Source organism: Bradyrhizobium sp. JR3.5, from assembly GCF_054057015.1.
The window spans coordinates 2,098,275-2,119,845 of record NZ_JBSRYV010000002.1; the positions used below are offsets into that span (position 1 = coordinate 2,098,275).

Below are 21,571 nucleotides of genomic sequence, written 5' to 3' on the forward strand. Positions count from 1 at the left end.
CTTTGATGATGCGGCGGTGTCCAATCGGCTTACTGGCCCTGGCCGGCGCACTTGCGTTGAGCGGTGGGCCGGCGGCTGCGGATTCGCTCGTCATCAACGGCACGACGCGAACATTCACGCTGCAAGCTCCGGCCGCCCGGCCGGCGCCGCTCGTCATCGTGCTGCACGGCAAGACCCAAAGCAGTGCCGACATGATCACGCGGACGTCGTGGCCGTTGATCGCCAGGCGCGACGGCTTTGCGGCGGTCTATCCCGATGGGTTGAACCATGCCTGGGCCGACTCCCGGCCGGACCAGCGGCGCGCCGGCAATCCGCCGCCTGAGGGCACCGACGACGTCGCCTTCATCACCCAATTGATCGCAAAGCTGGTGGACGACGGCATTGCCGATCCGAAACGCATTTATGTCACCGGCATCTCCAACGGCGGCGCGATGGCCATGACGCTGGCCTGCGAACGCGCCGACCTGTTCGCCGCGGCGGCCAGTGTCGTCATGAACCTGACCGACGAATCGGCCCACGCCTGCCGGCCCGCGCGTCCGGTACCGATGCTCCTGATGAACGGCACCGTCGACCCGCTGATCCCCTATCAGGGCGGCCGCGGCACCAGCTACTTCGCAGTCGACGGGTTCTGGTCGACCGAGCGCACACTGGAATTCTGGCGACGCATCGATGGCTGCGAGACCAGGGACGCCGCAACCACCGATCTGCCCGACCGCAATCCGTCCGATCAATCGACCGTCACGCGGATCGACTCGGCCTGCCCGCAGGGACGTAACGTCGTGCTTTACCGCGTGAATGGCGGCGGTCATCGCATGCCCGGCCACTTCCCGGACGCGCATTTTACGAAATTGGCGGCGACGCTGCTCGGACCCCAGAACGGCGACATCGACGGCGCCGACACGATTTGGGCGTTCTTCATGCGATTTCCGTGAAATGTACGCTGCAAAATGCGCAGTGGCGGCGGTCGCCCCGACAGGCTAGAGGTCTGGTTCTGATCAAATCAGAACCAAACCTCTCGATCTCTTGTCTTGACGCGTTTTCTTCACGCGAACCGGTAGCCACTTCGCTTGAAAACGCTATAGACATGCCCGCCATTCAAGTGGAGACCCAAATGAGCATTCAGCGTTTCGAAACCGGCCCGCGCATGAGCCAGGCCGTCGTGCACGGCAACACCGTCTATCTCGCCGGCGTCGTCGCCGGCAAGGCCGCGGGCGGCAGCGTCACCGACCAGACCAAGGACATCCTGTCGATCATCGACGGCCACCTCGCCAAGGCTGGCACCGACAAGTCGAAGCTGCTCAGCGCGACCATCTACATCACCGACATGAAGACGTTCCCGGAGATGAACGCGGTATGGGACGGCTGGGTCTCCCAGGGCAATACGCCGGCCCGCGCCACCGTCGAGGCCAAGCTCGCGGCGCCGCAATACAATGTCGAGATCATGGTTGTCGCAGCGAAGTAGGCGCGACGCAGGTCATCGCGACAGATGCCCCGGATTGCAAATTGCAGTTCGGGGCATTTCATTGGCACCTCACGCGCTGATCCGCGATCGCTCGGCCGCGGCCTCACCGAGATCGGACTGAAGCCAACGCGCAATCCGACGCCACGAACCAGCCAGAGCCTTGCAGCCCATGAACAGGCCGAGGTGACCACACGGCTCGATGCCGCGTTGCAGCCACGCCGGCGGCGTGCCTAACAGCCCGATTGTCGCAAAGGCCTGATCGGGTGGAACGACGATGTCGTGCTCTGCCGCGAGCACGAATACTGGCAATTTCACTGCAGCCAAATCGATTTTGCAACCAAGCGCGACGACGTCTCCCGCCGCGATCCGGTTCTGGCGAAAGATCCAGTCGGTCACTTCCAGGTAGTAGGTGCCCGGCAGATCAAGCGTCTCGTCGTTCCAGCGCGTGAAGCGTTCGAGCAGCGCCCGTGCATCCTCCGGCTCGCCGTCGAGTTGCCGCTGCAGCGCCGCTTCCACGTCAAGCGTGCTGAGCGGGAGGCTCCAGATCTGCAGCATGTGCTTGCCGCTGACGATCCCCTCTCCTTGACGCACCATTGCCTCGAAGCTTTGCTGCGGAAGCGAGGCGACCATCTTGGACAACTCGGATGGCACCGAGACGTCGACCGGGCTGCCTGCAAGCACGAGCCGCCGTACCTTGCCGGGAAAACGTGCTGCATAGAGCAGCGCCAGCCATCCGCCCTGACAGAGGCCAGCAAGATCGACGGGCGGCCCGATCGTGTCGACGGCCACGTTGAGATCGGACAGATAGGTGTCGATCGAGAAATATCGCATCTCCGGGGTCGCCGAGCGCCAATCGGTGAGATAGAGACGTGCAATGCCCGCCGCCTGTAACGCTTCCATCAAGCTGTGGCCGGGGGCAAAATCCGCTATCTTCGCACGATGCAGCGCGTAGGGCGCGCAGACCAGCAGCGGCCGGCCTTCGACCGCGTTCGAGAAGTCCAGCAGGCGCATCGACGGCAATTGCAGCGCGACCGAATTGGCTGTCGTCCACGGCAGCGCCGCCTCGCCCGGCGCATCTGTCGGCTCGGGCCCGCGATCGAGGTACCAGTGCGAGTAGATATCGAGTGCCAAGCGCGTGGCTTCAAACGGCCATAGCCAAGCGTGCCCCGCCCAGCTGGTGCTCGCACTCCGCTCTGATGGATCCGCCTCTTCGTGCAAGCTCATTCACCGGTTGATCGCTATTGGGATACTTAAGCCGGCGAGGATCGAAACCTTGACCCTGATCAAGAACCGGCGAATTTAAGTATTCAGCTTACGCCGAAACCCGCTGGAGCAGCCACGCCGGGACGTCACGATCTCGCGATCCCGGCGCGGCTTGCTGCAGAGCGGCGGCCATGGTTTCGGTGGCTACGCGGCGCGTGCTGTAGCCTTTTCCGCCTCGAGCCTGCGTGCAAACAGCCAGCGGAAATAGGTCAGCGGCGCATCGGCGCCGATCGCAAGCAGCTGATAGTCCGGATCGACGTCGAGCACCTTCTGCTGCGCCTCGATGAAGTCCTTGTCCTCGTTGAAGGCCTCCTCGAGGGAACGCCGCAGCGACAGCGAAATGTTCGGATTGTCGATGTCGAAATCGTGCAGGTAGTTCCAGAAGAAGTGCGTCGACGAGCGCGTCTCCGGCGTCATGAACTGCGCGTTGCGGTATTGCCGCGTGCCCGGAACCTGGACGCCCTTCTCCACACCCTGCCCCGCCGGCGCAAATGTCGTGTCGAGCGTGAAGATGCCCGGCACGATCATGCGGCCGATATTGCGACGATCGACCTTGTCGTCGCGATTGGAGATCACCTTCTTGTGGTAGGGCGGCGCATCGGCGCCCATGTGCCAACGCTCGACGCGGAAGCCGTCATCCAGCTTCTCGATCGCGACCGGCTTGGTCTTGTAGGCGTATTCCTCGGAACCGCCGAGCGTGTTGGTGTGCACGAAGGCGAGATGCGCAAAATCGCTGAGGTTATCGACGATCAGGAGCCAATTGGCCTTGTAGTGCATGTAGCCCGGCAGGCCGCGCCATTTCGGATCCTCGAGCGGCGGATAGTCGAGGATCAGCTTCGGATCGGCCTTCTCGGGATCGCCGGTCCAGATGAAGATCATGTTGTAGCGTTCGACCACCGGATAGCTGCGCACGCCTGAGCTTGGCCGGGATCGCGTCCTGGCCCGGGATCTGGATGCACTTGCCGTCGGCCGCGAACTTCATGCCGTGATACATGCACCTGATGTCGTCACCCTCGACGCGCCCCATCGAGAGCGGCGCGGCGCGATGGCAGCAACGGTCGTCGAGCGCGACGACCTTTCCGCTGGCGCCGCGATAGATCACGATCGGCCGCTCCAGGATGGTGCGCGCCAGCTTCTTGCCGTCGATCAGCTCGTGGTTCAGCGCCGCCACATACCAGGCGTTGCGCAGGAAAATTCCGTCGTCAGCCATGTCAGCCTCCCAATGCAATGTTGCTTGCAATGAGGTTAGGTGATCCCGGTCATCGGGATAATCCGATTTGGCTGGACACACTGTACCGCTGGATGGACAATCGGCCATGGAATGGCGCGACTGGGAGCTGTTTTGCGAGGTTGTCGAGCATGGCGGCTTCACCGCGGCCGCGCGCGTGCTCGGGCATCCCAAATCGAGCCTCAGTGCTGCGGTGCAGCGTCTCGAGGCCAATCTCGGGCTGCGGCTGATCGAGCGGACCACGCGGCACCTGCGGCTGACCGACTCCGGCGAGACCATCTATCGCAAGGTCCGCCCGCTTTTCGCCGCGCTGCACGACACCCACAGCGAGGCGCTGGCGATGAGCAGCGCGGTCGCGGGCACCCTGCGCATCAAGGCGCCGTACGAATTCGGCGCGCATCACGCAGGGCCGGTCGCCTGCGCCGTGATGGGCCGCTATCCGGAGCTCGCGATCCGGATCGATGTCGAGCACGACATCGTCAACCCGATCGCCGAAAATTACGACATCGTGTTCGCGATGCTGGAGGCGCCGCTGCCGTCGGCCGGCATCGTGATCCGCCGCGTCTTCACCCTCGAGCGCGGCCTGTTCGCGGCACCGGCGCTATTGGAGAAGTTCGGCGAGCCGCGCACGCTGGATGAGTTGAGAAAGCTGCCGCTGTTGACCGGCCCCAGCGATCCGCCATGGGCGATCACGGCTCCCGGCGGCGCGGTCGAGCATCTCGCGGTGGATCGCGCGCGCCTCACCAGCTCGAATGCCCATGTCCGCCTGCAGGCGGCGCTCGCCGGCCATGGCGTGCTGCGGGTCACTGCGAGCTACACCCGCGCCGCGGTCGCGGCCGGCGAGTTGCGACGGCTGTTGCCGGACCATGCCTGCGAGCCACTCAACGTGCACGCACTGCTGCCGGCGCGGCAATTCGTCCCGGCAAAGGTCCGCTGCTTCCTCGATGCGATGGAGGCGCACGCGCGGGGTGATCCGGAGGCTTACATCAGGCCGTGACCGCTGATCGGCTCTATTTTGGCCGATCGCCATTTTCTCGGGAACCTGTACGGCCGGTTGGCATCCAATGGTAATATACCGCCAACAGTGAGGGTGATCCCGCCATGCGCCAGGCCCGTGTAACGTCCCTGCCGCCGATCCGCTCAGGCGATGCCGAGCTCGTGCAGCGCGCGCTTGCCCGCGACGAGGCCGCGATCCGTGCCATCATGCAGGCGAATAATCGCCGGCTGTTCCGGCTGGCGCGCGGCATCCTCCGCAACGACAATGAGGCCGAGGATGTGGTTCAGGACGCCTATGTGCGCGCCTTCAGCCATCTGGACCAGTTCCGGGGTGACTCCAGCCTCTCGACCTGGCTGTCGCGGATCGCGATGAACGAGGCGCTCGGCCGCCTGCGCAGCAAACACGCAAGCGTGGAGTGGTCCGAGCTGCCGAAAGGCGCCGTTGAAGCCCAAATCATCCCGTTCCCGCTGTCGTCAGCGGACGATCCGGAAAAATCCATGGCCCAGCGCGAAATCCAGCATGTTGTCGAGCACGCGATCGATGAGCTGCCCGAGGCGTTCCGGCTCGTCTTTATCACCCGCGTGATCGAGGGCATGAATGTCGAGGAGACCGCTGATATCCTCGGCCTCAAGCCGGAGACCGTGAAGACGCGCCTGCACCGTGCCCGGACCATGCTGCGCGACAATGTCGAACGGAAGATCGGCCCCATCGTGATGGAGGCCTTTCCCTTCGCGGGCCGGCGCTGCGAGCGATTGACCGAGGCGGTTCTGAAGCGGCTCGGCGTCACAATATAGATTCTTGGGAACCTCTGGCCGTCCGCACCATCCAACTCCTGTGCAAGCAACGACGTGCCGTGCGCTACGCCCGGCTCAACAGGAGTGTCAAACCATGTTCGTTCGATTGAGCATCGCGGTCGCCGCGCTCAGCGTTTTCACCGGCGCTGCGCTGGCCCAAGGCGCCAAGCTGACCGATCCGCAGATCGCGCACATCGCCTACACGGCAGGTGTGATCGACATCAACGCCGCCAAGCAGGCGGAGACCAAAGCTTCCAACAAGGACGTCAAGGCGTTCGCCAAGGACATGGCGCGCGACCATGAGGCGGTGAACAAGCAGGCGCTCGACCTCGTCAAGAAGCTCAAGGTGACGCCGGAGGACAACGACACCAGCAAGGCGCTGTCGAAGCAGGCGGCCGACAAGCTCGCCGAGCTCGGCAAGCTGAAGGGCTCAGCCTACGACAAGGCCTATATCGACAACGAGGTCGCCTACCACAAGACCGTCAACACCGCGCTGGAGACACAGTTGATCCCCTCGGCGAGCAATCCCGAGCTGAAGAGCCTGCTGCAGACCGGCCTTAAGATCTTCCAGGGCCACGAGCAGCATGCCGAACATGTTGCGGCGAGCATGAAGTAAGGAGACGCGCGATGTCACCCGGACGCTATCTCGCAACGCTGGCTTTGCTCGCGCTCGGCGCGATGGCTGTTCCGGCGCACGCAGCCACCATCCAGATCGTGATGGAGAATTTGGTGATCTCGCCGGCCGAGGTATCGGCCAAGGTCGGCGACACCATCGAATGGGTCAACAGGGACGTCTTGGCGCACACCGCCACCGCGAAGAACGGCGACTTCGACGTGACGATTGCGCCGAACAAGACGGCCAGGTCGGTTCTGAGCAAAGCCGGTACTGTCGACTATTACTGCCGCTACCACCCCAACATGAAGGCGGTGCTGACCATCGCGCCATGACTTGCGCGATGACCTGCGAGGTAATCGATCGGCGCACGCGAACCTTCGATAGTCCGGACAGCCGCACAGTCCGGCACTTCAGAAGGAGAGCACCATGACCGACCACACGACCATCGCCCGCCGCTATATCGAGCTCTGGAACGAGCGGACGCCGAGCCGGCGGCGCGAGATGCTGAGCGAGAACTGGACCGCCGACGCGCGTTATGTCGACCCGATGATGAGCGGCGACGGCCATGACGGCGTCGACGCGCTGATCGCGGGCGTGCAGCAGAAGTTTCCGGACTTCACGTTCAAGCTGATCGGCGAGCCGAACGGCTTCGGCGACCATGTCCGCTTCTCCTGGGGCCTCGGGCCCAACGGCGTCGACAGCCCGATCAAGGGCACCGACTTCGTCATGCTGAAGGACGGCCGGATCAGAAGCATCACCGGCTTCCTTGACCAGGTGCCGGGCGCCTGACGGACTCCGTCATTCCGGGGCAGCCCGAAGGGCTGAGCCCGGAATCCATCGGGCCGCGAACTTTATGGTGAAATGGATTCCGGGCTCGACGCTGCGCGTCGCCCTCAGGTGCGCAATTGCGCACCGGGGAATGACGAGGGAACTTCCACTCCCGCGATGTCGCTGCTAGTCTTCCCGAAACACAGGGAGGACGCCATGAAGGCAGATTACGCCTTCAAGACTTCTGTCGTCAGCGACATCACGCCGGCGCTGCTGGCGATCGGCCGCGACGGCTTTCCGCAAGCCCTGATCAGCGCACTACGCCGCGTCGCCGGTGTCGGTCACTGCATGGTGTTCTCGTTCACAGGTCCGCGGTCCGCCGCGTGCCTGCTCGACGTCGGCAACATCCCGACCGGACGCGACCTCGGGATCGCCTATTCCGAACATTTCCATCAGGCTGACCCGAACCGCGACGCGGTGTTCGAGGGCAAGGCGCAAGCCGTGCCGATCGTGCTGCCCGCCTTTGCGCGCCGGATGTACAGCGACGGCTATCGGAAGATTTTCTTCGACGATTCCGACATCGTCGACAAGTTCGCCTCTGCGATCTGGACAGGCGACACCTGCTTCTACGTCAATTTCTACCAGATCACCGCGCAAGGCCGCTTCAGCCGCGAGCAGATCGCGCGCCTCGCCGCGGTCGCGCCCGCGTTGACCGCAGCCGTGGCGCGGCACTTCCAGCGCGACCCGGCAGCGGATGCCGATCCGATCGCGCGGCTGAAGACCCTGTTTGCGACCGCCGAACCGCTCGCCAGACTGACCGGCCGCGAGAAGGAGGTCTGCCTGGGCATCGTTTCGGGCCTCAGCTCGGAAGCGATCGCGGCCGAGCTCGGCATCGGGCTGCACTCCGCCCTCACCTATCGCAAGCGCGCCTATGACAAGCTCGGCATCTCCTCGCAGAACGAGCTGTTCGCGATCGCACTGCGCCTGATGGCGTCGGCACGCCAGCTGAATTGAAGAGGCCAAGCGGCCGCGCCCCCTCTGTCCCCAACGGTGGGGACAGACCGGCAGCGTCTGCCGGCCTATGCTCGGTTCGGAATCCTGAGACCAACCCGAGATCGCACCGTGAGCACCGCTCCCCATTTCGACATCGACGTCCCCGCCTTCTGGCAGGATCCCTATCCGACGCTGGCGCGCATGCGCAAGGAGGCGCCGATCGCCTTCGTGCCGCAGCTCGGCAGCACGCTGCTGTGCAACCGCGACGATATCTTCGTCTCCGAGAAGCAGATCGACGTGTTCTCCTCGCACCAGCCCGAGGGGCTGATGAACAAGCTCATGGGCCACAACATGATGCGCAAGGACGGCGATGCGCACATGAACGAGCGCAAGGCGATCTTCCCTGCGATTTCGCCGAAGACCGTCAGATCGCACTGGACCGCACAGTTCGCCGGACACGCGACGCGCATCCTCGATGAGTTGACGCCGGACGGCGTGGTCGATTTCGTGCAGGCCTTCGCGCTGCCGTTCTCGGCCGAATGCCTGAAATCGATCACCGGCCTCACCAACATGCGCTTCCAGGACATGAACGCGTGGTCGCAGGGCATGATCGACGGCATCGCCAATTACACCGGCGATCCCGCGATCGAGGCGCGCTGCCATGCGGCGACCTCGGGCATCGACGCCGCGATCGACGACATGGTCCCTAGACTGCGCAAGACGCCCGACCTCAGCCTGCTCGGCGTGCTGCTGCAGACCGACATGCCGATGGAAAGCGTGCGCGCCAACATCAAGCTCGCGATCTCGGGGGGCCAGAACGAACCGCGCGACGCGATCGCCGGCACCGTGTGGGCGCTGCTGACCCACCCGGATCAGCTGGCGCTGGCAATGAGCGGTGCGATCTCGTGGCTGCAGGCGTTCGAGGAATATGCGCGCTGGATCTCGCCGATCGGGATGTCGCCGCGGCGGATCGCAAGACCCTGGACGATCAGAGACGTTGCATTCGAGACCAACGAACGCGTGTTCCTGATGTTCGGCTCGGCCAACCGCGACGAGAAGCATTTCGACAGGCCTGATGCATTCGATGTGCGCCGCGACGCCAGCAAGAGCATCGCGTTCGGCGCCGGTCCGCATTTCTGCGCCGGCGCATGGGCCTCGCGCGCCATGGTCGCCGACGTCGCGCTGCCGGCGATTTTCGACAGGCTGATGAATCTGCGCCTGATTGCGGACAAGCCGCCCCGGATCGGCGGCTGGGCGTTCCGCGGCCTGCTGGATTTGCCCGTGACGTGGGACGCGTAAGCGCTCTTATCGCCCCCAGCGCAGCACGACCGGATCGAGCGTGCGCGCGATCTCGATCAGCCCGGCGCGCGTCGCCGGATGCAGCGGTTGCAACGGGTGCCGCACCGCGTCCGACTTGATGACGCCGCCCTCGCGCATCAGCACCTTGCAGGCCTGCAGCCCGCATTGGCGGTTCTCGTAGTTGATCAGCGGCAGCCAGCGCGCATAGGCCTGCACGGCCTCGTCGCGGCGGCCGGCGAAGAACGGATCCATGATCTGGCGGATGCCGTCGGGATAGCCGCCGCCGGTCATCGCGCCGGTGGCGCCGGCATCGAGATCGGCCATCAGCGTGATCGCCTCCTCGCCGTCCCACGGCCCCTCGATCACGCTGCCGCCCTTCTCGATCAGGCCGCGCAGCTTGTTGGCCGCCATCGGCACCTCGATCTTGAAGTACCTGACATTGGCGAGCTCTTTCGCCATCCGCGCCAGGAAGTCCACTGAGAGCGGCGTGCCGGCGACCGGCGCATCCTGGATCATGATCGGGATGTTGATGGCATCCGACACCACCCGATAGAACTCGTAGATGCCCGGCTCGCCAACGCGGAAGGTCGCGCCGTGATAGGGCGGCATGATCATCACCATCGCGGCGCCGGCGGCCTCCGCCTCGCGGCTGCGCGCGGCGCACACTGCCGAGGAAAAATGCGTGGTGGTGACGATCACGGGAATGCGGCCCGCGACGTGCTCGAGCACGGCATGCATCACGGTCTCGCGTTCGGCATCGGTCAGCACGAACTGCTCGGAGAAGTTGGCGAGGATGCAGATGCCGTGCGAGCCGGCATCGATCATGAAATCGATGCAGCGCCGCTGTCCGTCGAGATCGAGGTTGCCGCCGGCGTCGAAGATGGTGGGCGCCACCGGAAAGACGCCGCGATAGGGACGCTGTGCCGAAATCGTCATGTCAAATCCTCCCACATCATCTGTCGCAGCTCGATCCGTCACACCTTGCGGAACGGCAGCGGCGGACCTTCGAGCCTGCGCAGGCCCGGCTCGCGGCGCTCCAGCCACCAACCATACTGCTTCGGCCAGGACGCGAACACCTCGCCGCCCCCGCCGCCGAGCGCAAGCTCGGCATGCAGCGGCCAGTTCGGATCGAACAGCGCCTCGCGCCCGATCGCGACCAGATCGGCCTGGCCGCCCGCCAGGACATCCTCCGCCTGCTGCGGATGCAGGATCAGGCCGACCGCGATGGTGGCGACCTCGGCGGTGCGGCGGATCTCGTCCGCATAAGTCACCTGGAAGCCATAGCCGCGCGGAATCCGCGCCGCGGTTGCCGAGCCGAGCAGGCCGCCCGACGAACAATCGATCAGATCGACACCACGCGCCCTGGCTTCGCGCGCGAATGCGATCTGATCCTCGAGCGTCAGGCCGCCATCGACACCATCGACCGAGGAGATGCGTACCGCCAGCGGCCGCTCCGCGGGCCAGGCGGCGCGCACGGTCTCGATGATCTCGAGCGGATAGCGCATCCGCCCGGCGCGGTCGCCGCCATAGGCGTCGCTGCGGCGGTTCGACAATGGCGACAGGAATTCGTGCAGGAGATAGCCATGCGCGCAATGCACCTCGACGAATTCGAAGCCGGCCTCCACCGCACGCAAGGTGGCGCGCCGCCATTCCTCGCGCAAAGCGGCGAGCTCGTCCACGTCGAGCGCGTGCGGCATCAGCCAGCCTTCCTCCATCGGGGATCGCGCTCGGCGCCACGGTGCGCCACGGCAGATCGCCGCGGGCGCAGTCGGCCTCGTCGAGTGCGGCATTGCCGTACCAGGGGCGCTGCATGCTAGCCTTGCGGCCTGCATGCGCGAGCTGGATCGAGGGCACCGCGCCGTTGTCCTTCAGGAAGGCGGCGATGCGTTCGAGCGGCGCGATCTGCTCGTCGTTCCAGATGCCGACATCGCCGTGGGTGATGCGTCCTTCGGCGGTGACCGCCGCGGCCTCGACCATCACGAGCCCGGCGCCGCCCTGGGCGAACTTGCCGAGATGCACGAGGTGCCAGTCATTGGCGAGGCCGTCGGTTGCCGAGTACTGGCACATCGGTGAAATCAGGATGCGGTTTCGGGAAGTCACGCCGCGAAGCGTGATCGGCTGAAACAGAAACGGCTGCGACATCGGGTCCTGCGGGAACGTGGTGGCGGGAAAATGGCGGCGGAAAACTAGGCGGCGCGCGAGCTGATCGCAAGCCGCGCCCGCAGCGCAGGCGGCAAGACCAGCGCGCATGCAGCGCGTCCACAGCGGCGCGATCCACAAACCCGCAACACCTGCTGCACAAATTTGTCCCGGTTGGTAAACATTTTCCGACATCGCCGGGTCACGCCACGGATCGCAATTCGCGCCTGACATGCCTACATTGCCGACATGAAAAAAATCGGATTCCTCTCGTTCGGGCACTGGACGCCCTCCCCGCAATCCCAGGCCCGCTCGGCCGCGGATGTGCTGCTGCAATCCATCGACCTCGCGGTCGCCGCCGAAGAGCTCGGCGCGGACGGCGCGTATTTTCGCGTCCATCACTTTGCACGCCAGCTGGCTTCGCCCTTCCCGCTGCTGGCGGCGGTCGGCGCGAAGACCAGCCGGATCGAGATCGGCACCGCCGTGATCGACATGCGCTACGAAAATCCGCTCTACATGATCGAGGACGCCGGCGCGGCCGACCTGATCGCGAGGGGACGTTTGCAACTCGGCATCAGCCGCGGCTCACCCGAACAGGTGATCGATGGCTGGCGCTATTTCGGCTATCAGCCGGGCGAAGGCGAGAGCGACGCCGGCATGGGCCGCCGTCATGCCGAGATATTCCTCGACATGCTGCGCGGACAAGGTTTTGCGCAGCCGAATCCGCGGCCGATGTTTCCCAATCCGCCCGGCCTGCTGCGGCTCGAACCGCTCTCGGAAGGCTTGCGCGAGCGCATCTGGTGGGGCGCCGGTTCGAACGCCACCGCGGTCTGGGCCGCGAAGCTCGGAATGAACCTGCAGAGCTCGACGCTGAAGAGCGACGAGACCGGAGAGGCCTTCCATATCCAGCAGGCCGCCCAGATCCGGGCCTACCGCGCCGCCTGGAAGGAAGCCGGTCACAGCCGCGAGCCGCGGGTCTCGGTGAGCCGCAGCATCTTCGCGCTGGTCGACGACCGCGACCGCGCCTATTTCGGCAACGGGCAGGAGGAAGACCAGATCGGCTTCATCGACGAGCGGACGCGCGCGATCTTCGGCCGCGGCTACGCCGCCGAGCCGGAGAAACTGATCGAGCAGCTCAAGACAGACGAGGCGATCGCGGAGGCCGACACCCTGCTGCTGACGGTGCCCAATCAACTCGGCGTCGCCTACAACGCACATGTGATCGAGAGCATTTTGACTCACGTCGCGCCCGCCATGGGATGGCGCTGATCACCCCCGAAGGATGATGCACCCTCGGCCACTTGCCGGCCGCTCCCGAGTTCCAGCGGAACTCCGTTCTCAAACGCGGAGAACTACGGAAACATAACTGCGCGTTGTGAGAAGAACAGGTCGAGTACAGTGCGTTAGGCGCGCACGTTGCGTGAACAGACCGCCGTAATATCCCGGGATCATCCCGCGCGGCCAGTTTGTGGATTTGCCCAGGTCAGGAATCCCGATCGCGATTGCGGCGCGTGAGATCGAGACGATCGACACGCTCGTCAATCCGCCGGTTCAGTTCCTGATCCTCGCTCGAATTCCTGCCGCGACGGGCGCGAACGACAAATACGCATCCGATCAGAACAATCGCGAACAGCGCGTAGAGCCACCATTCCATACATCGATCTCAAATGAACGCTCGCGGATACGAGCGGAAAAGGTCATCGTTCAGGCTTGCCGGGACGCACCGGCCTTGGCGCATAAAAGGGGTTAACCAGGCAGGTTGCCGGATTGCCCGCAGCGCCGGCCTGGCACTCCTTCATCGACATGAAGATACAATCCATTCGGTCGCCGACCAGTTCCCCGTAGACACGCATGCAGACGGGATAGCGAGGATCATACATTTGTGCCGATGCCGGCTTCGTCATGCAAAGCGCGCCCAGCGCGAACAGCAGCGCTCCAAGCAACCTCACGTCGAGTCTCCTGCTATTGCCGTGAAACACATTGTCTTGCCGACAGGACTATCCCGCGCAATTTAGCCTTGGGGCTGGAGCGGGCGAAGGGAATCGAACCCTCGTATGCAGCTTGGGAAGCTGCCGTTCTACCATTGAACTACGCCCGCGATCTCAATTGCTTGAGGTCGCCCCTGCGGGTACGACCGGCGGACCATAGCCCGGGCCGAGGCAGAGGATCAAGCGTGCATTGACACCGATCGCCGCGCCGCCACCTGCTACCAGCCCATCCTCACAAGCACGTCATTGATCACAAAGGGCGTCGCGGCGGATGCGTCGCAGCTTCCGCCGCGTGTATAGATGCAGGCATCGCTGAAGCCGACGCGGGCACAGCTTTGCCGTGAAAAATCCGCCGGTAGATCGCCTGCGGCCTCGGGCCGCGCAAGGATGCGGTTGAAGGCCGGCTTGGTCGCCCGCAGCAGCAGCGGCGGCAGGATCAGCTCGGCGAGCGGATCGGCGGGCTGCAGCGCATAGAGCGGCACCGGGCCGACCAATCGTTCCCGCCCCGGCAACTGCTGGAAGCGAACGTCGTAAAGCGCAAGGCCGCACATCTGCGGATCGCTGCGCAGCTCAGCCGCGAGCCGCGCAGCACCGACGCCGCGCGTCCAGTACTCGCGCATATCTTCGCTGGCGCCGGCCAGCGCTACTGACAACAGCGCCCAGCCGCCGAGGACGATCGGGAGTGCGCAGCGGCGCCACTTGGCTTTCGCACGCAGCCATTGTATCCAATCGGCCGATCCCAGCGCCGCAACAATGGTGAACAGCACCACAGACAGGAAGATGAAGCGGTATTCCTTGTGCGCAATCAGGCTGTGGAAGGCGAGGTTGACCAGCGCCACGGTCGCGAGCAACGGTGCGTGCCGCCAGCCGCGCCAGATCGCAGCAAGCGGGAGCAGGATCGCCACAGACCAGACGGTCATGAAGTCGATCAGATAGGCCGACGGCGGCGACACGCCGAATTCGATGGCGCGATCGTGGACAAGGTTTTCCCTGATGTTGGCGATCAGCCAGGCGAACGGCACGCTGCCATGCGCCAGGTCGATCGCGGCGGCGAGCAGCAGCGCAACGAGCCCGCCGGCGACCAGCGGAACCAGATTTCGCCAGCGTGCCCAGCACGCCCCGAGGGCCAGCACGGCGATGGCCGGCGCAAATTGGAAGCGGCAGACAAAGGCGAAGGCGAGCAAGGCACCGCCAATCGCGAGACGCCGCTGTGACGGATCATCGGTGACCAGCAGCGCCGCCGGAACGAGGAGCGCTGTCGCCAGCGGCTCGCCCAATGTGTGTGGCGCGAGCATGATCAATTCGAACCAGACCGTGGCCGCGAAGGCCGTGACGACGGCATGGGTTCGCGAGACCCGCGCGCCAAGGAACCAGGCGCTGACCACGATCGACAGCGACGCGCATGCGGCGATCAGACGCGGCACCAGGAACGCACCCGCGCCACCAGGCACAATCGCATCGCCGAGGGCAACCGGCCCGGCCATCAATGTCGGCAGGAACCAGCCGCGAATGCCGTCGCGCCATTCCCATGTCAAGATGCCGTCATGGCCGAGCATCCGCCACGCCGGCTCGAGATACTGAAAGGTCTCGTCGGGATAGATCACGTTGGGCCAGACGGCGGCCGCAAGGCGCAACACCAACGCCAGCAGCAGCAACGCGAAGAGCGGGTGAACACGCCCGCTCGCGCGCCCGGCCATGCCTGCGCTGCCGGGCGCGGCTTCGGCGCTCGTGCTCGTCATCGTTCCGCCGATCGTTTTTTCGAGCAGCATGCCGGCGACCAGATAGCGGGCAAAGCCTTTAAGATGCGTGACCGGAGGCTCGTCGGGCCGCACAGTCCAGCTGTGACATGCTTAACCGAACGTCAAGATTCCAGATGCGGGCGAGATGCGGCCCCCCGGGAGATCGAGGCGATCGTGGGGTACCGCCGCGATCATGCGTGGCGGCAATGGTGATCTTGCCGGCGTTGCGCCGCCGCGGCCGCACGCCTAAATCTGGGGTATGACCCGGACCACACTGTTGCAGCGCGATCGCATCACGGTGAACGAGTTTCGCTGCACGGCGGAGCCCGGCGACAAACCGTTCGTCGAGCAGTTCGCCTGCCACTCAGTGTCCTATGTGCGCAGCGGCAGCTTCGGCTGCCATTGCCGCGGCCGCTTCCATGAGCTGGTGGCAGGCTCGATCCTGGTCGGCCATCCCGGCGATGAATACACCTGCACGCACGACCATGTGGTCGGCGACGAATGCCTGTCGTTCTTCCTGGACCCGGAGCTGGTCGAGACGATCGGCGACCGCACCTCGGTCTGGCAGGTCGGCTCGGTGCCGCCGCTGCCCGAATTGATGGTGATCGGAGAACTCGCCCAAACGGCGGCAGCTGGCAACAGCGACGTCGGGATCGACGAGATCGGCCACCTCCTCGCCAGCCGTCTTGTCGAGCTGGTGTCGGACCGCAAGGCAAAGCCCCTCACCGCCGGCCTGCGCGACCGCCGCCGCGCCGTTGAAGCGGCGCTGTGGATCGACGCCAATTCACACGATCAGATCGACCTCGACGATGCCGCGGAGCAGGCCGGCCTGAGCACCTTCCATTTCCTGCGGCTGTTTTCCGCGGTGCTCGGCGTGACCCCGCATCAATATCTCGTGCGCTCGCGGCTACGCCATGCGGCGCGACGGCTGGTGGATGACGACAGCCCGGTCACCGACATCGCCTATGACGTCGGCTTCGGCGATCTCTCCAATTTCGTGCGCAGCTTCCACCGCGCCGCCGGTGCCTCGCCGCTGAAGTTCCGCCAGGCCTCCCGCGGCGACCGCAAGATTCTCCAAGAACGCCTTGCGCTGCAATAGCTAGGTTCTTCCGGTCCGCGCGTCCATCGACGCGCCCAGCGACTGGAGACCCCATGATGTACGACCACATCGGATTGCGCGTCGCCGACCTCGACGCCAGCGTGCGCTTCTACACCGCGGTGCTGGCGCCGCTCGGCTTCGTGCTCTGCTCACGCGACGACAGCGGCGCGGGCTTCGGCCCCAAGGGCGAACCGGCGCTCTGGCTGCATCTGCACAAGGGCAAGACCCAGGGCGGCGCGCACATCGCGTTCCCGCGCCCCGAGCCACGACGCGATCAAGAAATTCCACACCGAGGGCCTGAACGCCGGCGGCAAGGACAACGGCGCGGCGGGCCATCGCAAGGACTACAGCCCGACCTACTACGCGGCATTCCTGCTCGACCCCGACGGCAACAATGTCGAGGCGGTGTCGACCTAAGTCTCAATCGTCATCCTGATCAAAGGACCACATTCCATGGCTTCAATTCACAAGGACATCCCGATCGACGCGCCGGCCGATCATGTCTGGGACGCACTGCGCGATTTCGGCGCGCTGCATACCCGGCTGGTGCCGGGCTTCGTCACCGACACGCAACTCGCCGGCGACGTCCGCACCGTCACCTTCGCCAACGGCACTGTGGCGCATGAGACGCTGGTCGATTGCGACGACAAGCGACAACGGCTGGTCTATGCGATCACCAGCGAGCGGGTGAAACAGCACTCCGCCTCGGTGCAGGTGTTTGCCGAAGGCGACGCGCGCTGCCGGGTGGTGTGGATCGCCGATGTGCTGCCGCACGAGATCGCGCCCTACATGGACGCCCAGATGGATCTTGGCGCGGCAGCGATGCAGGCCGCACAGGCCCGGTCGGCCCGGGACAAGAACGCGGCGTGACCCGCTAGGTCATGCGACTGGCCGCGCATTTCGAACTATGACCGTCACCCTGAGGAGGCCGCGAAGCGGCCGTCTCGAAGGGCGACAGCCTCGCTGTTGCTACGAGCGCACGCCGAAACACCGGGCCGTCGATCCTTCGAGACGCGCTGCGCGCTCCTCAGGATGACGGGTCTAATAGCCTATGACAGCACCGGTTGCGCCTCGGCGACCGGTGCAGATCGGCCCCAGCGCGTCAGGATCACGCTGAGACAGGAGAGCACGCCGAGCACGCCCATCGAAGCGGCGGCGAGTGCGAAGAAATCTTGCGCACTCGCCTCATGGGTCGACAGCCACCAGCCGCCCGTGCCGATGAAGATCAGCCGCGCGGTCTGCGCCAGCACCGGACCCAGCACTTTCGCAGCACCCTGCGAGGAGAAATACATCGACATTGCGAGGCCGATGAAAGCGTACATCGGCGCGGCGGTCGAGAGGTACTGATGGCTGGTCGCCCGGACATGCGGATCATTGGTGAACAGGTTGACCCAGAGGTCGGGGAAGACGGCGATGAAGCTGCCGACCACGCCGACCGAGAGGAACGACAGCGTGCCCGCGGTCCAGGCAATGCGCCGCGCCCGCGCGACGCGTTCGGCGCCAACGGCCATGCCGATCATCGGCACCGAGGCGATACCGACCGCGAACGCGACCGAGGTCAGCATGAATTCGAGCCGCGCGCCGATGCCGTAGCCGGCGAGCACCGCGGTGCCGAACTGCGCCAGCATGTGGGTGAAGATCGAGATCGTCAAAACCGATTGCAACGGCGAGAAGCAGGAGACCGCGCCGACCCTGAGGATGTCGATGAACATCGCCCATTGCACGCGCAACCCCTTAAGTTTCGGCTTCACGCGGGGCGCGGCCCGAGAACAGGTACCAGCCCATCACGCTGATGCTGATCGAATAGGCGATCAGCGAACCCGCCGCGACGCCGCGCATGCCGAATTGCGGCACCGGCCCGAGGCCGAGGCCGAGCGTGCCGCCGAGAATGATCTGCCAGACCGCCGAGGACAGGATCATGGTCGACGGCAGCTTCATGTTGCCGGTGCCGCGCAGGATGCCGGCCATCGTGTTCATCAGCCAGGGCAGGATCGCGCCGCCGAAGAAGATCTGCGAATAGGCGATCGCCTGCGCCAGCACATTGCCGCGGCCGCCGAGCAATTCGAGCAGGCGCGGACCGAAGGTCAGCATGCCCAGCATGAAGGTGGCACCGAACGTCAATCCGATCAGCAGCGCATGCATTGCAAGCGTCGAAGCGCGCTCGATCTCGCCGGCACCGAGCGCGCGCGCGATCGCGGATGCGACGCCGCCGCCCATCGCACCACCGGACATCGTCATGGTCAGGATCACGCAGGGAAACACCAGGGCCATCGCCGCGAGCGATTCGACGCCGAGCCGGCCGATATAGGAGGTCTCCGCGATCACCACGCAGGTGCCGGCGGAGAGCGCGATCACGTTCGGCCACGCCAGCCACAACAGCGTGCGCAAAATCGGCCCGTCGAGCAGCGCGTTGCGCGCCGGCCTGGTCACCGGCGGCGGCAGCGGCCGTTCTTGTTCGTCGACAGGTATTTCGGCGAGGCCGAGGTCGGACATTTCTACTCCCGCGCGCAGTCTGGGAGCCGCGCCATGGTGTTTCCCTACCATGGCGAACGCGGATTCCACGTGCGCGGGACGCAAGGGGGGCCTGCGTGATTGCAGGTGAACCTCTGACCTAGCCGACCGACCAGACGAACGGCGCGCCGGCGGCGCCATTCGGCCTCAGATGCACCGGAATATGCCGTCCGCAGCCGGCTGCCAGCCCTTCGAACAAGCCTGTCAGAACGCTGGCGCAGGCCGGGTGATAATCGGCCACATCGGCCATCAGCTTCCAGCCCTGCTGGCGGATCTCGAACTGACCCTCGGACTCGCTGATGTCAGCGACATCATCCTGCGACTCGAAGAGCACGCGCAGGAATGCGGCAAATTCCGCGGCGCGGCCACGACGGCCACCGAGCGCCTGCGCGACCTCGTCGTAATACTGCATGCCAATCAGCTTGCCGGTGAGACGCAGCAGATAGCTTGCATCCTCGGGGCCGAACACCTGCACGATGACAGGCGCGGCCGTCTTCACATATTCCATCGCGTAGTTGCGATAGGCCTTTTCCAGCCGCGGTTTCGGCCAGCTGTCGACCGGCAATGCCGGCGCGGTTCTGGAATCGAACAGCGGCGCCTCGAGGTGGCGCGCGAACACCAGGCGCTGGTCGAGTTCGAGCGGATGATCGTATTCAAAGTAATAGCCCTCGAGTCCGTCCTGGCCGTCGACGCTCTGCTTGGTGCAGACGAAGCCGAGCCTGAGATCGCCAAGCGCGACACCGTTGTTGGCGTGCCAGCCGCGCAGCATCGCGCGCGAGACCTCGCCGGGCACGCCGCAGATCGCCGTGCCCTTCCAGATCCAGCGCGGCGGCGGATAGCGGATCCAGGCCTTGCGGTCGGACTCGTACATGTATTCGACATGCACGCCGCCGATCCAGTTGGAGAGATAGTGATATTGCGCGGCCGCGACCGCCGGCGGCAGGCCGTCGAGGCCGAGCTTCTTCAAGCCGGGCAGGAAGCGCTCCTGCTGCTGGCGGCGAAATACGCGGAAGACGAATTCGGCGGCGTCGGCGGTGCCGCGGCGCGTGACCACGGTGAGGATCAGCCCGGTGAAGAAGGCGTGATAGAGATCGGCGACGCTGCGCCACTTCCGCCACTGCGCTTCCTGCTGCGCTGAATCTGTTGCGGCGCTCATGTTCACTCCCGGTTTGTTGTTTGCTGGACTGTGTCATCGCCGAAGAGACAGCGCAACCAACACACACACTGTCATCGCCCGACTCGATCGGGCGATCCAGTATTCCAGAGACGGGCGTTGTCTATTGAGAGGCCGCGGCGCACTGGATTCCCCGCTTTCGCGGGGAATGACGGCGGAGAAATTCCGCTACACGCGAAAATGCTTGGAGAGCTTCAGGCCCTGCGCCTGGTAGTTCGAGCCGATGCGCTGGCCATAGAGCGCGTCGGGGCGTTCGAGCATGCGTTCATAGACGAGGCGGCCGACGATCTGGCCATGCTCGAGAATGAACGGCACCTCGCGCGAGCGCACTTCCAGCACGGCGCGCGCGCCCTTGCCGCCGGCGCCGGCATAGCCGAAGCCGGGATCGAAGAAGCCGGCATAGTGGACGCGGAATTCGCCGACCAGCGGATCGAACGGCACCATCTCTGCGGCGTAGTCCGGCGGCACCTGCACGGCCTCTTTCGACGCCAGGATGTAGAACTCGCCGGGATCGAGGATGAGGCTGCCATCGGGCCGCGCCTTGATCGGCTCCCAGAATTCTTCGACCGAATAGCCGCCGCGGCGATCGACATCGACCACGCCGGTGTGGCGCTTGGCGCGATAACCGACGAAGCCGCCCGAGTTCTCGCCGGAGAGATCGACCGAGAGCGCAACGCCATGGGTGAGATCGGCATTGTCGGCATCGACCAGCCGCTCGGCGGCATGCAGCGCATCGAGCTCGTCGGCGGTCAAGGTCGCCTCGCCGATCCGGAAGCGGACCTGGCTGAGCCGCGAGCCCTCGCGCAGCAACACGGGAAACGTCTTCGGGCTGATCTCGGCGTAGAGCGGGCCGTGATAGCCGGCGCCAATCATGTCGAAGCGGCGGGTGCCGTCGGCGATCACGCGGGTGAAGACGTCGAGCCGTCCGGTCGAGCTCTTCGGGTTGGCCGCGGCGACGATCTCCGGCGGCAGCGCCAGGCTTTCCAGCAGCGGGACGATGTAGACGCAATTGGTCTCCAGAACCGCACCGTCGGAGAGATCGATCTCGTGCAGCTTCAGCTGGTCGATCCGCTCCGCGACGGTGGCATCGGGTCCCGGCAGGAAGCTGGCGCGAACCCGGTAGGCGATGTCGCCGAGGCGAAGATCGAGGCTTGCCGGCTGGATCTGACTCTCGACGAAGTCGTAGGCGGGCAGAATGAGGCCGGCCTCCGCCATCTCCGCGATCATGCGGTCGGGCAGGATTCCGTTGGATTCATCTTCCAGCGTGAACGACACGTCGCGGTCCCTCGGCGATCCCTCGAGATGGCCCAAAATCATACTCTGAGCGGCCACCAAGCCCCAAATTATGGGCTTTTACGGGTTATCCGATGACCGTCTTGACGGAAAGGGCGCGAGGGAATATCAGCTGCACTTATCCCGTGGTGATTTGAGCCGGCCGGCTTGCAGCCACGTTAAATAAGTCGCTAAACAGGCCGGGGACAGTGTGATCCCGGCTTGGGGA

At 65.1% G+C, this 21,571-nt stretch carries 20 protein-coding genes, 1 tRNA gene, 3 pseudogenes and 1 riboswitch; of the genes and pseudogenes, 13 read left to right on the forward strand and 11 right to left on the reverse strand.

The window, feature by feature from the left end; translation table 11 throughout:
• Positions 1–5: 5 nt before the first annotated feature.
• Both ACVWW1_RS26925 and ACVWW1_RS26930 read left to right on the forward strand, forming a co-directional pair.
• Positions 6–932: an alpha/beta hydrolase family esterase gene (locus ACVWW1_RS26925; protein WP_456658002.1), complete on the forward strand. Its 927-nt coding sequence runs from the start codon at positions 6–8 to the stop codon at positions 930–932.
• Between the two features lie 179 nt (positions 933–1,111).
• Positions 1,112–1,462 (forward strand): RidA family protein, encoded by a 351-nt coding sequence (locus ACVWW1_RS26930; protein ID WP_028334578.1) that lies wholly within the window; start codon positions 1,112–1,114, stop codon positions 1,460–1,462.
• A gap of 69 nt (positions 1,463–1,531) precedes the next feature.
• Here ACVWW1_RS26930 and ACVWW1_RS26935 read toward each other — a convergent pair whose 3' ends face one another.
• The 3 genes from ACVWW1_RS26935 to ACVWW1_RS26945 all read right to left on the reverse strand — a co-directional run bounded on the left by ACVWW1_RS26935 (position 1,532) and on the right by ACVWW1_RS26945 (position 3,935).
• On the reverse strand, positions 1,532–2,473 hold the full coding sequence (locus tag ACVWW1_RS26935) for an alpha/beta fold hydrolase (protein ID WP_456658003.1): 942 nt from the start codon (positions 2,471–2,473) through the stop codon (positions 1,532–1,534).
• A gap of 396 nt (positions 2,474–2,869) precedes the next feature.
• On the reverse strand, positions 2,870–3,502 hold the full coding sequence (locus tag ACVWW1_RS26940) for a hypothetical protein (protein WP_456660684.1): 633 nt from the start codon (positions 3,500–3,502) through the stop codon (positions 2,870–2,872).
• Positions 3,465–3,935 (reverse strand): Rieske 2Fe-2S domain-containing protein, encoded by a 471-nt coding sequence (locus tag ACVWW1_RS26945; RefSeq protein WP_456658004.1) that lies wholly within the window; start codon positions 3,933–3,935, stop codon positions 3,465–3,467. The genes ACVWW1_RS26940 and ACVWW1_RS26945 overlap by 38 nt, the downstream gene beginning before the upstream one ends.
• A gap of 106 nt (positions 3,936–4,041) precedes the next feature.
• On the opposite strand from ACVWW1_RS26945, the gene ACVWW1_RS26950 reads away from it, so the two are divergent.
• The 7 genes from ACVWW1_RS26950 to ACVWW1_RS26980 all read left to right on the forward strand — a co-directional run bounded on the left by ACVWW1_RS26950 (position 4,042) and on the right by ACVWW1_RS26980 (position 9,420).
• Positions 4,042–4,950: a LysR family transcriptional regulator gene (locus ACVWW1_RS26950; protein WP_456658005.1), complete on the forward strand. Its 909-nt coding sequence runs from the start codon at positions 4,042–4,044 to the stop codon at positions 4,948–4,950.
• Positions 4,951–5,054: 104 nt separating this feature from the next.
• Positions 5,055–5,744, forward strand: coding sequence for an RNA polymerase sigma factor (locus tag ACVWW1_RS26955; protein WP_456658006.1), 690 nt, complete (start codon positions 5,055–5,057; stop codon positions 5,742–5,744).
• 94 nt (positions 5,745–5,838) lie between these two features.
• On the forward strand, positions 5,839–6,360 hold the full coding sequence (locus ACVWW1_RS26960) for a DUF4142 domain-containing protein (protein WP_207834811.1): 522 nt from the start codon (positions 5,839–5,841) through the stop codon (positions 6,358–6,360).
• An 11-nt stretch (positions 6,361–6,371) separates the two neighbouring features.
• Positions 6,372–6,692: a cupredoxin domain-containing protein gene (locus tag ACVWW1_RS26965; RefSeq protein ID WP_456658007.1), complete on the forward strand. Its 321-nt coding sequence runs from the start codon at positions 6,372–6,374 to the stop codon at positions 6,690–6,692.
• 94 nt (positions 6,693–6,786) lie between these two features.
• On the forward strand, positions 6,787–7,149 hold the full coding sequence (locus tag ACVWW1_RS26970; RefSeq protein WP_456658008.1) for a nuclear transport factor 2 family protein: 363 nt from the start codon (positions 6,787–6,789) through the stop codon (positions 7,147–7,149).
• A gap of 195 nt (positions 7,150–7,344) precedes the next feature.
• Positions 7,345–8,142, forward strand: a complete 798-nt coding sequence (locus tag ACVWW1_RS26975; protein WP_456658009.1) for a helix-turn-helix transcriptional regulator — start codon at positions 7,345–7,347, stop codon at positions 8,140–8,142.
• Between the two features lie 108 nt (positions 8,143–8,250).
• Positions 8,251–9,420, forward strand: a complete 1,170-nt coding sequence (locus tag ACVWW1_RS26980) for a cytochrome P450 (protein ID WP_456658010.1) — start codon at positions 8,251–8,253, stop codon at positions 9,418–9,420.
• A 6-nt stretch (positions 9,421–9,426) separates the two neighbouring features.
• Here ACVWW1_RS26980 and ACVWW1_RS26985 read toward each other — a convergent pair whose 3' ends face one another.
• Positions 9,427–10,356: a dihydrodipicolinate synthase family protein gene (locus tag ACVWW1_RS26985; protein WP_456658011.1), complete on the reverse strand. Its 930-nt coding sequence runs from the start codon at positions 10,354–10,356 to the stop codon at positions 9,427–9,429.
• 38 nt (positions 10,357–10,394) lie between these two features.
• Positions 10,395–11,562, reverse strand: a pseudogene (locus tag ACVWW1_RS26990) (NADH:flavin oxidoreductase/NADH oxidase).
• A gap of 246 nt (positions 11,563–11,808) precedes the next feature.
• On the opposite strand from ACVWW1_RS26990, the gene ACVWW1_RS26995 reads away from it, so the two are divergent.
• Positions 11,809–12,828: an LLM class flavin-dependent oxidoreductase gene (locus ACVWW1_RS26995; protein ID WP_456658012.1), complete on the forward strand. Its 1,020-nt coding sequence runs from the start codon at positions 11,809–11,811 to the stop codon at positions 12,826–12,828.
• Between the two features lie 428 nt (positions 12,829–13,256).
• Here ACVWW1_RS26995 and ACVWW1_RS27000 read toward each other — a convergent pair whose 3' ends face one another.
• From ACVWW1_RS27000 to ACVWW1_RS27010, 3 genes are all read right to left on the reverse strand, one after another.
• Positions 13,257–13,508, reverse strand: coding sequence for a DUF3551 domain-containing protein (locus ACVWW1_RS27000; protein WP_176528784.1), 252 nt, complete (start codon positions 13,506–13,508; stop codon positions 13,257–13,259).
• Positions 13,509–13,583: 75 nt separating this feature from the next.
• Positions 13,584–13,657 (reverse strand) — tRNA-Gly (locus ACVWW1_RS27005).
• A 108-nt stretch (positions 13,658–13,765) separates the two neighbouring features.
• Entirely contained in the window at positions 13,766–15,286 is a 1,521-nt protein-coding gene (locus ACVWW1_RS27010) for a 4-amino-4-deoxy-L-arabinose transferase (RefSeq protein WP_456658013.1), read from the reverse strand.
• A gap of 259 nt (positions 15,287–15,545) precedes the next feature.
• On the opposite strand from ACVWW1_RS27010, the gene ACVWW1_RS27015 reads away from it, so the two are divergent.
• The 3 genes and pseudogenes from ACVWW1_RS27015 (at position 15,546) to ACVWW1_RS27025 (ending at position 17,255) form a co-directional block, all read left to right on the forward strand.
• A complete protein-coding gene (locus ACVWW1_RS27015; RefSeq protein ID WP_456658014.1) occupies positions 15,546–16,385 on the forward strand; it encodes a helix-turn-helix domain-containing protein in 840 nt (279 codons plus the stop codon).
• A 56-nt stretch (positions 16,386–16,441) separates the two neighbouring features.
• A pseudogene (locus ACVWW1_RS27020) lies at positions 16,442–16,802 on the forward strand (VOC family protein).
• Between the two features lie 36 nt (positions 16,803–16,838).
• Positions 16,839–17,255, forward strand: coding sequence for an SRPBCC family protein (locus ACVWW1_RS27025; protein ID WP_456658015.1), 417 nt, complete (start codon positions 16,839–16,841; stop codon positions 17,253–17,255).
• 179 nt (positions 17,256–17,434) lie between these two features.
• Here the strand turns inward: ACVWW1_RS27025 and ACVWW1_RS27030 are convergent.
• The 3 genes and pseudogenes from ACVWW1_RS27030 to ACVWW1_RS27040 all read right to left on the reverse strand — a co-directional run bounded on the left by ACVWW1_RS27030 (position 17,435) and on the right by ACVWW1_RS27040 (position 21,345).
• A pseudogene (locus tag ACVWW1_RS27030) lies at positions 17,435–18,878 on the reverse strand (MATE family efflux transporter).
• 118 nt (positions 18,879–18,996) lie between these two features.
• The gene (locus ACVWW1_RS27035) at positions 18,997–20,052 is read right to left on the reverse strand and encodes a hypothetical protein (protein ID WP_456658016.1); all 1,056 of its coding nucleotides are present in this window, start codon (positions 20,050–20,052) and stop codon (positions 18,997–18,999) included.
• 186 nt (positions 20,053–20,238) lie between these two features.
• Entirely contained in the window at positions 20,239–21,345 is a 1,107-nt protein-coding gene (locus ACVWW1_RS27040) for a 2'-deoxycytidine 5'-triphosphate deaminase (protein ID WP_171947862.1), read from the reverse strand.
• A 133-nt stretch (positions 21,346–21,478) separates the two neighbouring features.
• A riboswitch (SAM riboswitch) is annotated at positions 21,479–21,558 on the forward strand.
• Positions 21,559–21,571: the final 13 nt, after the last annotated feature.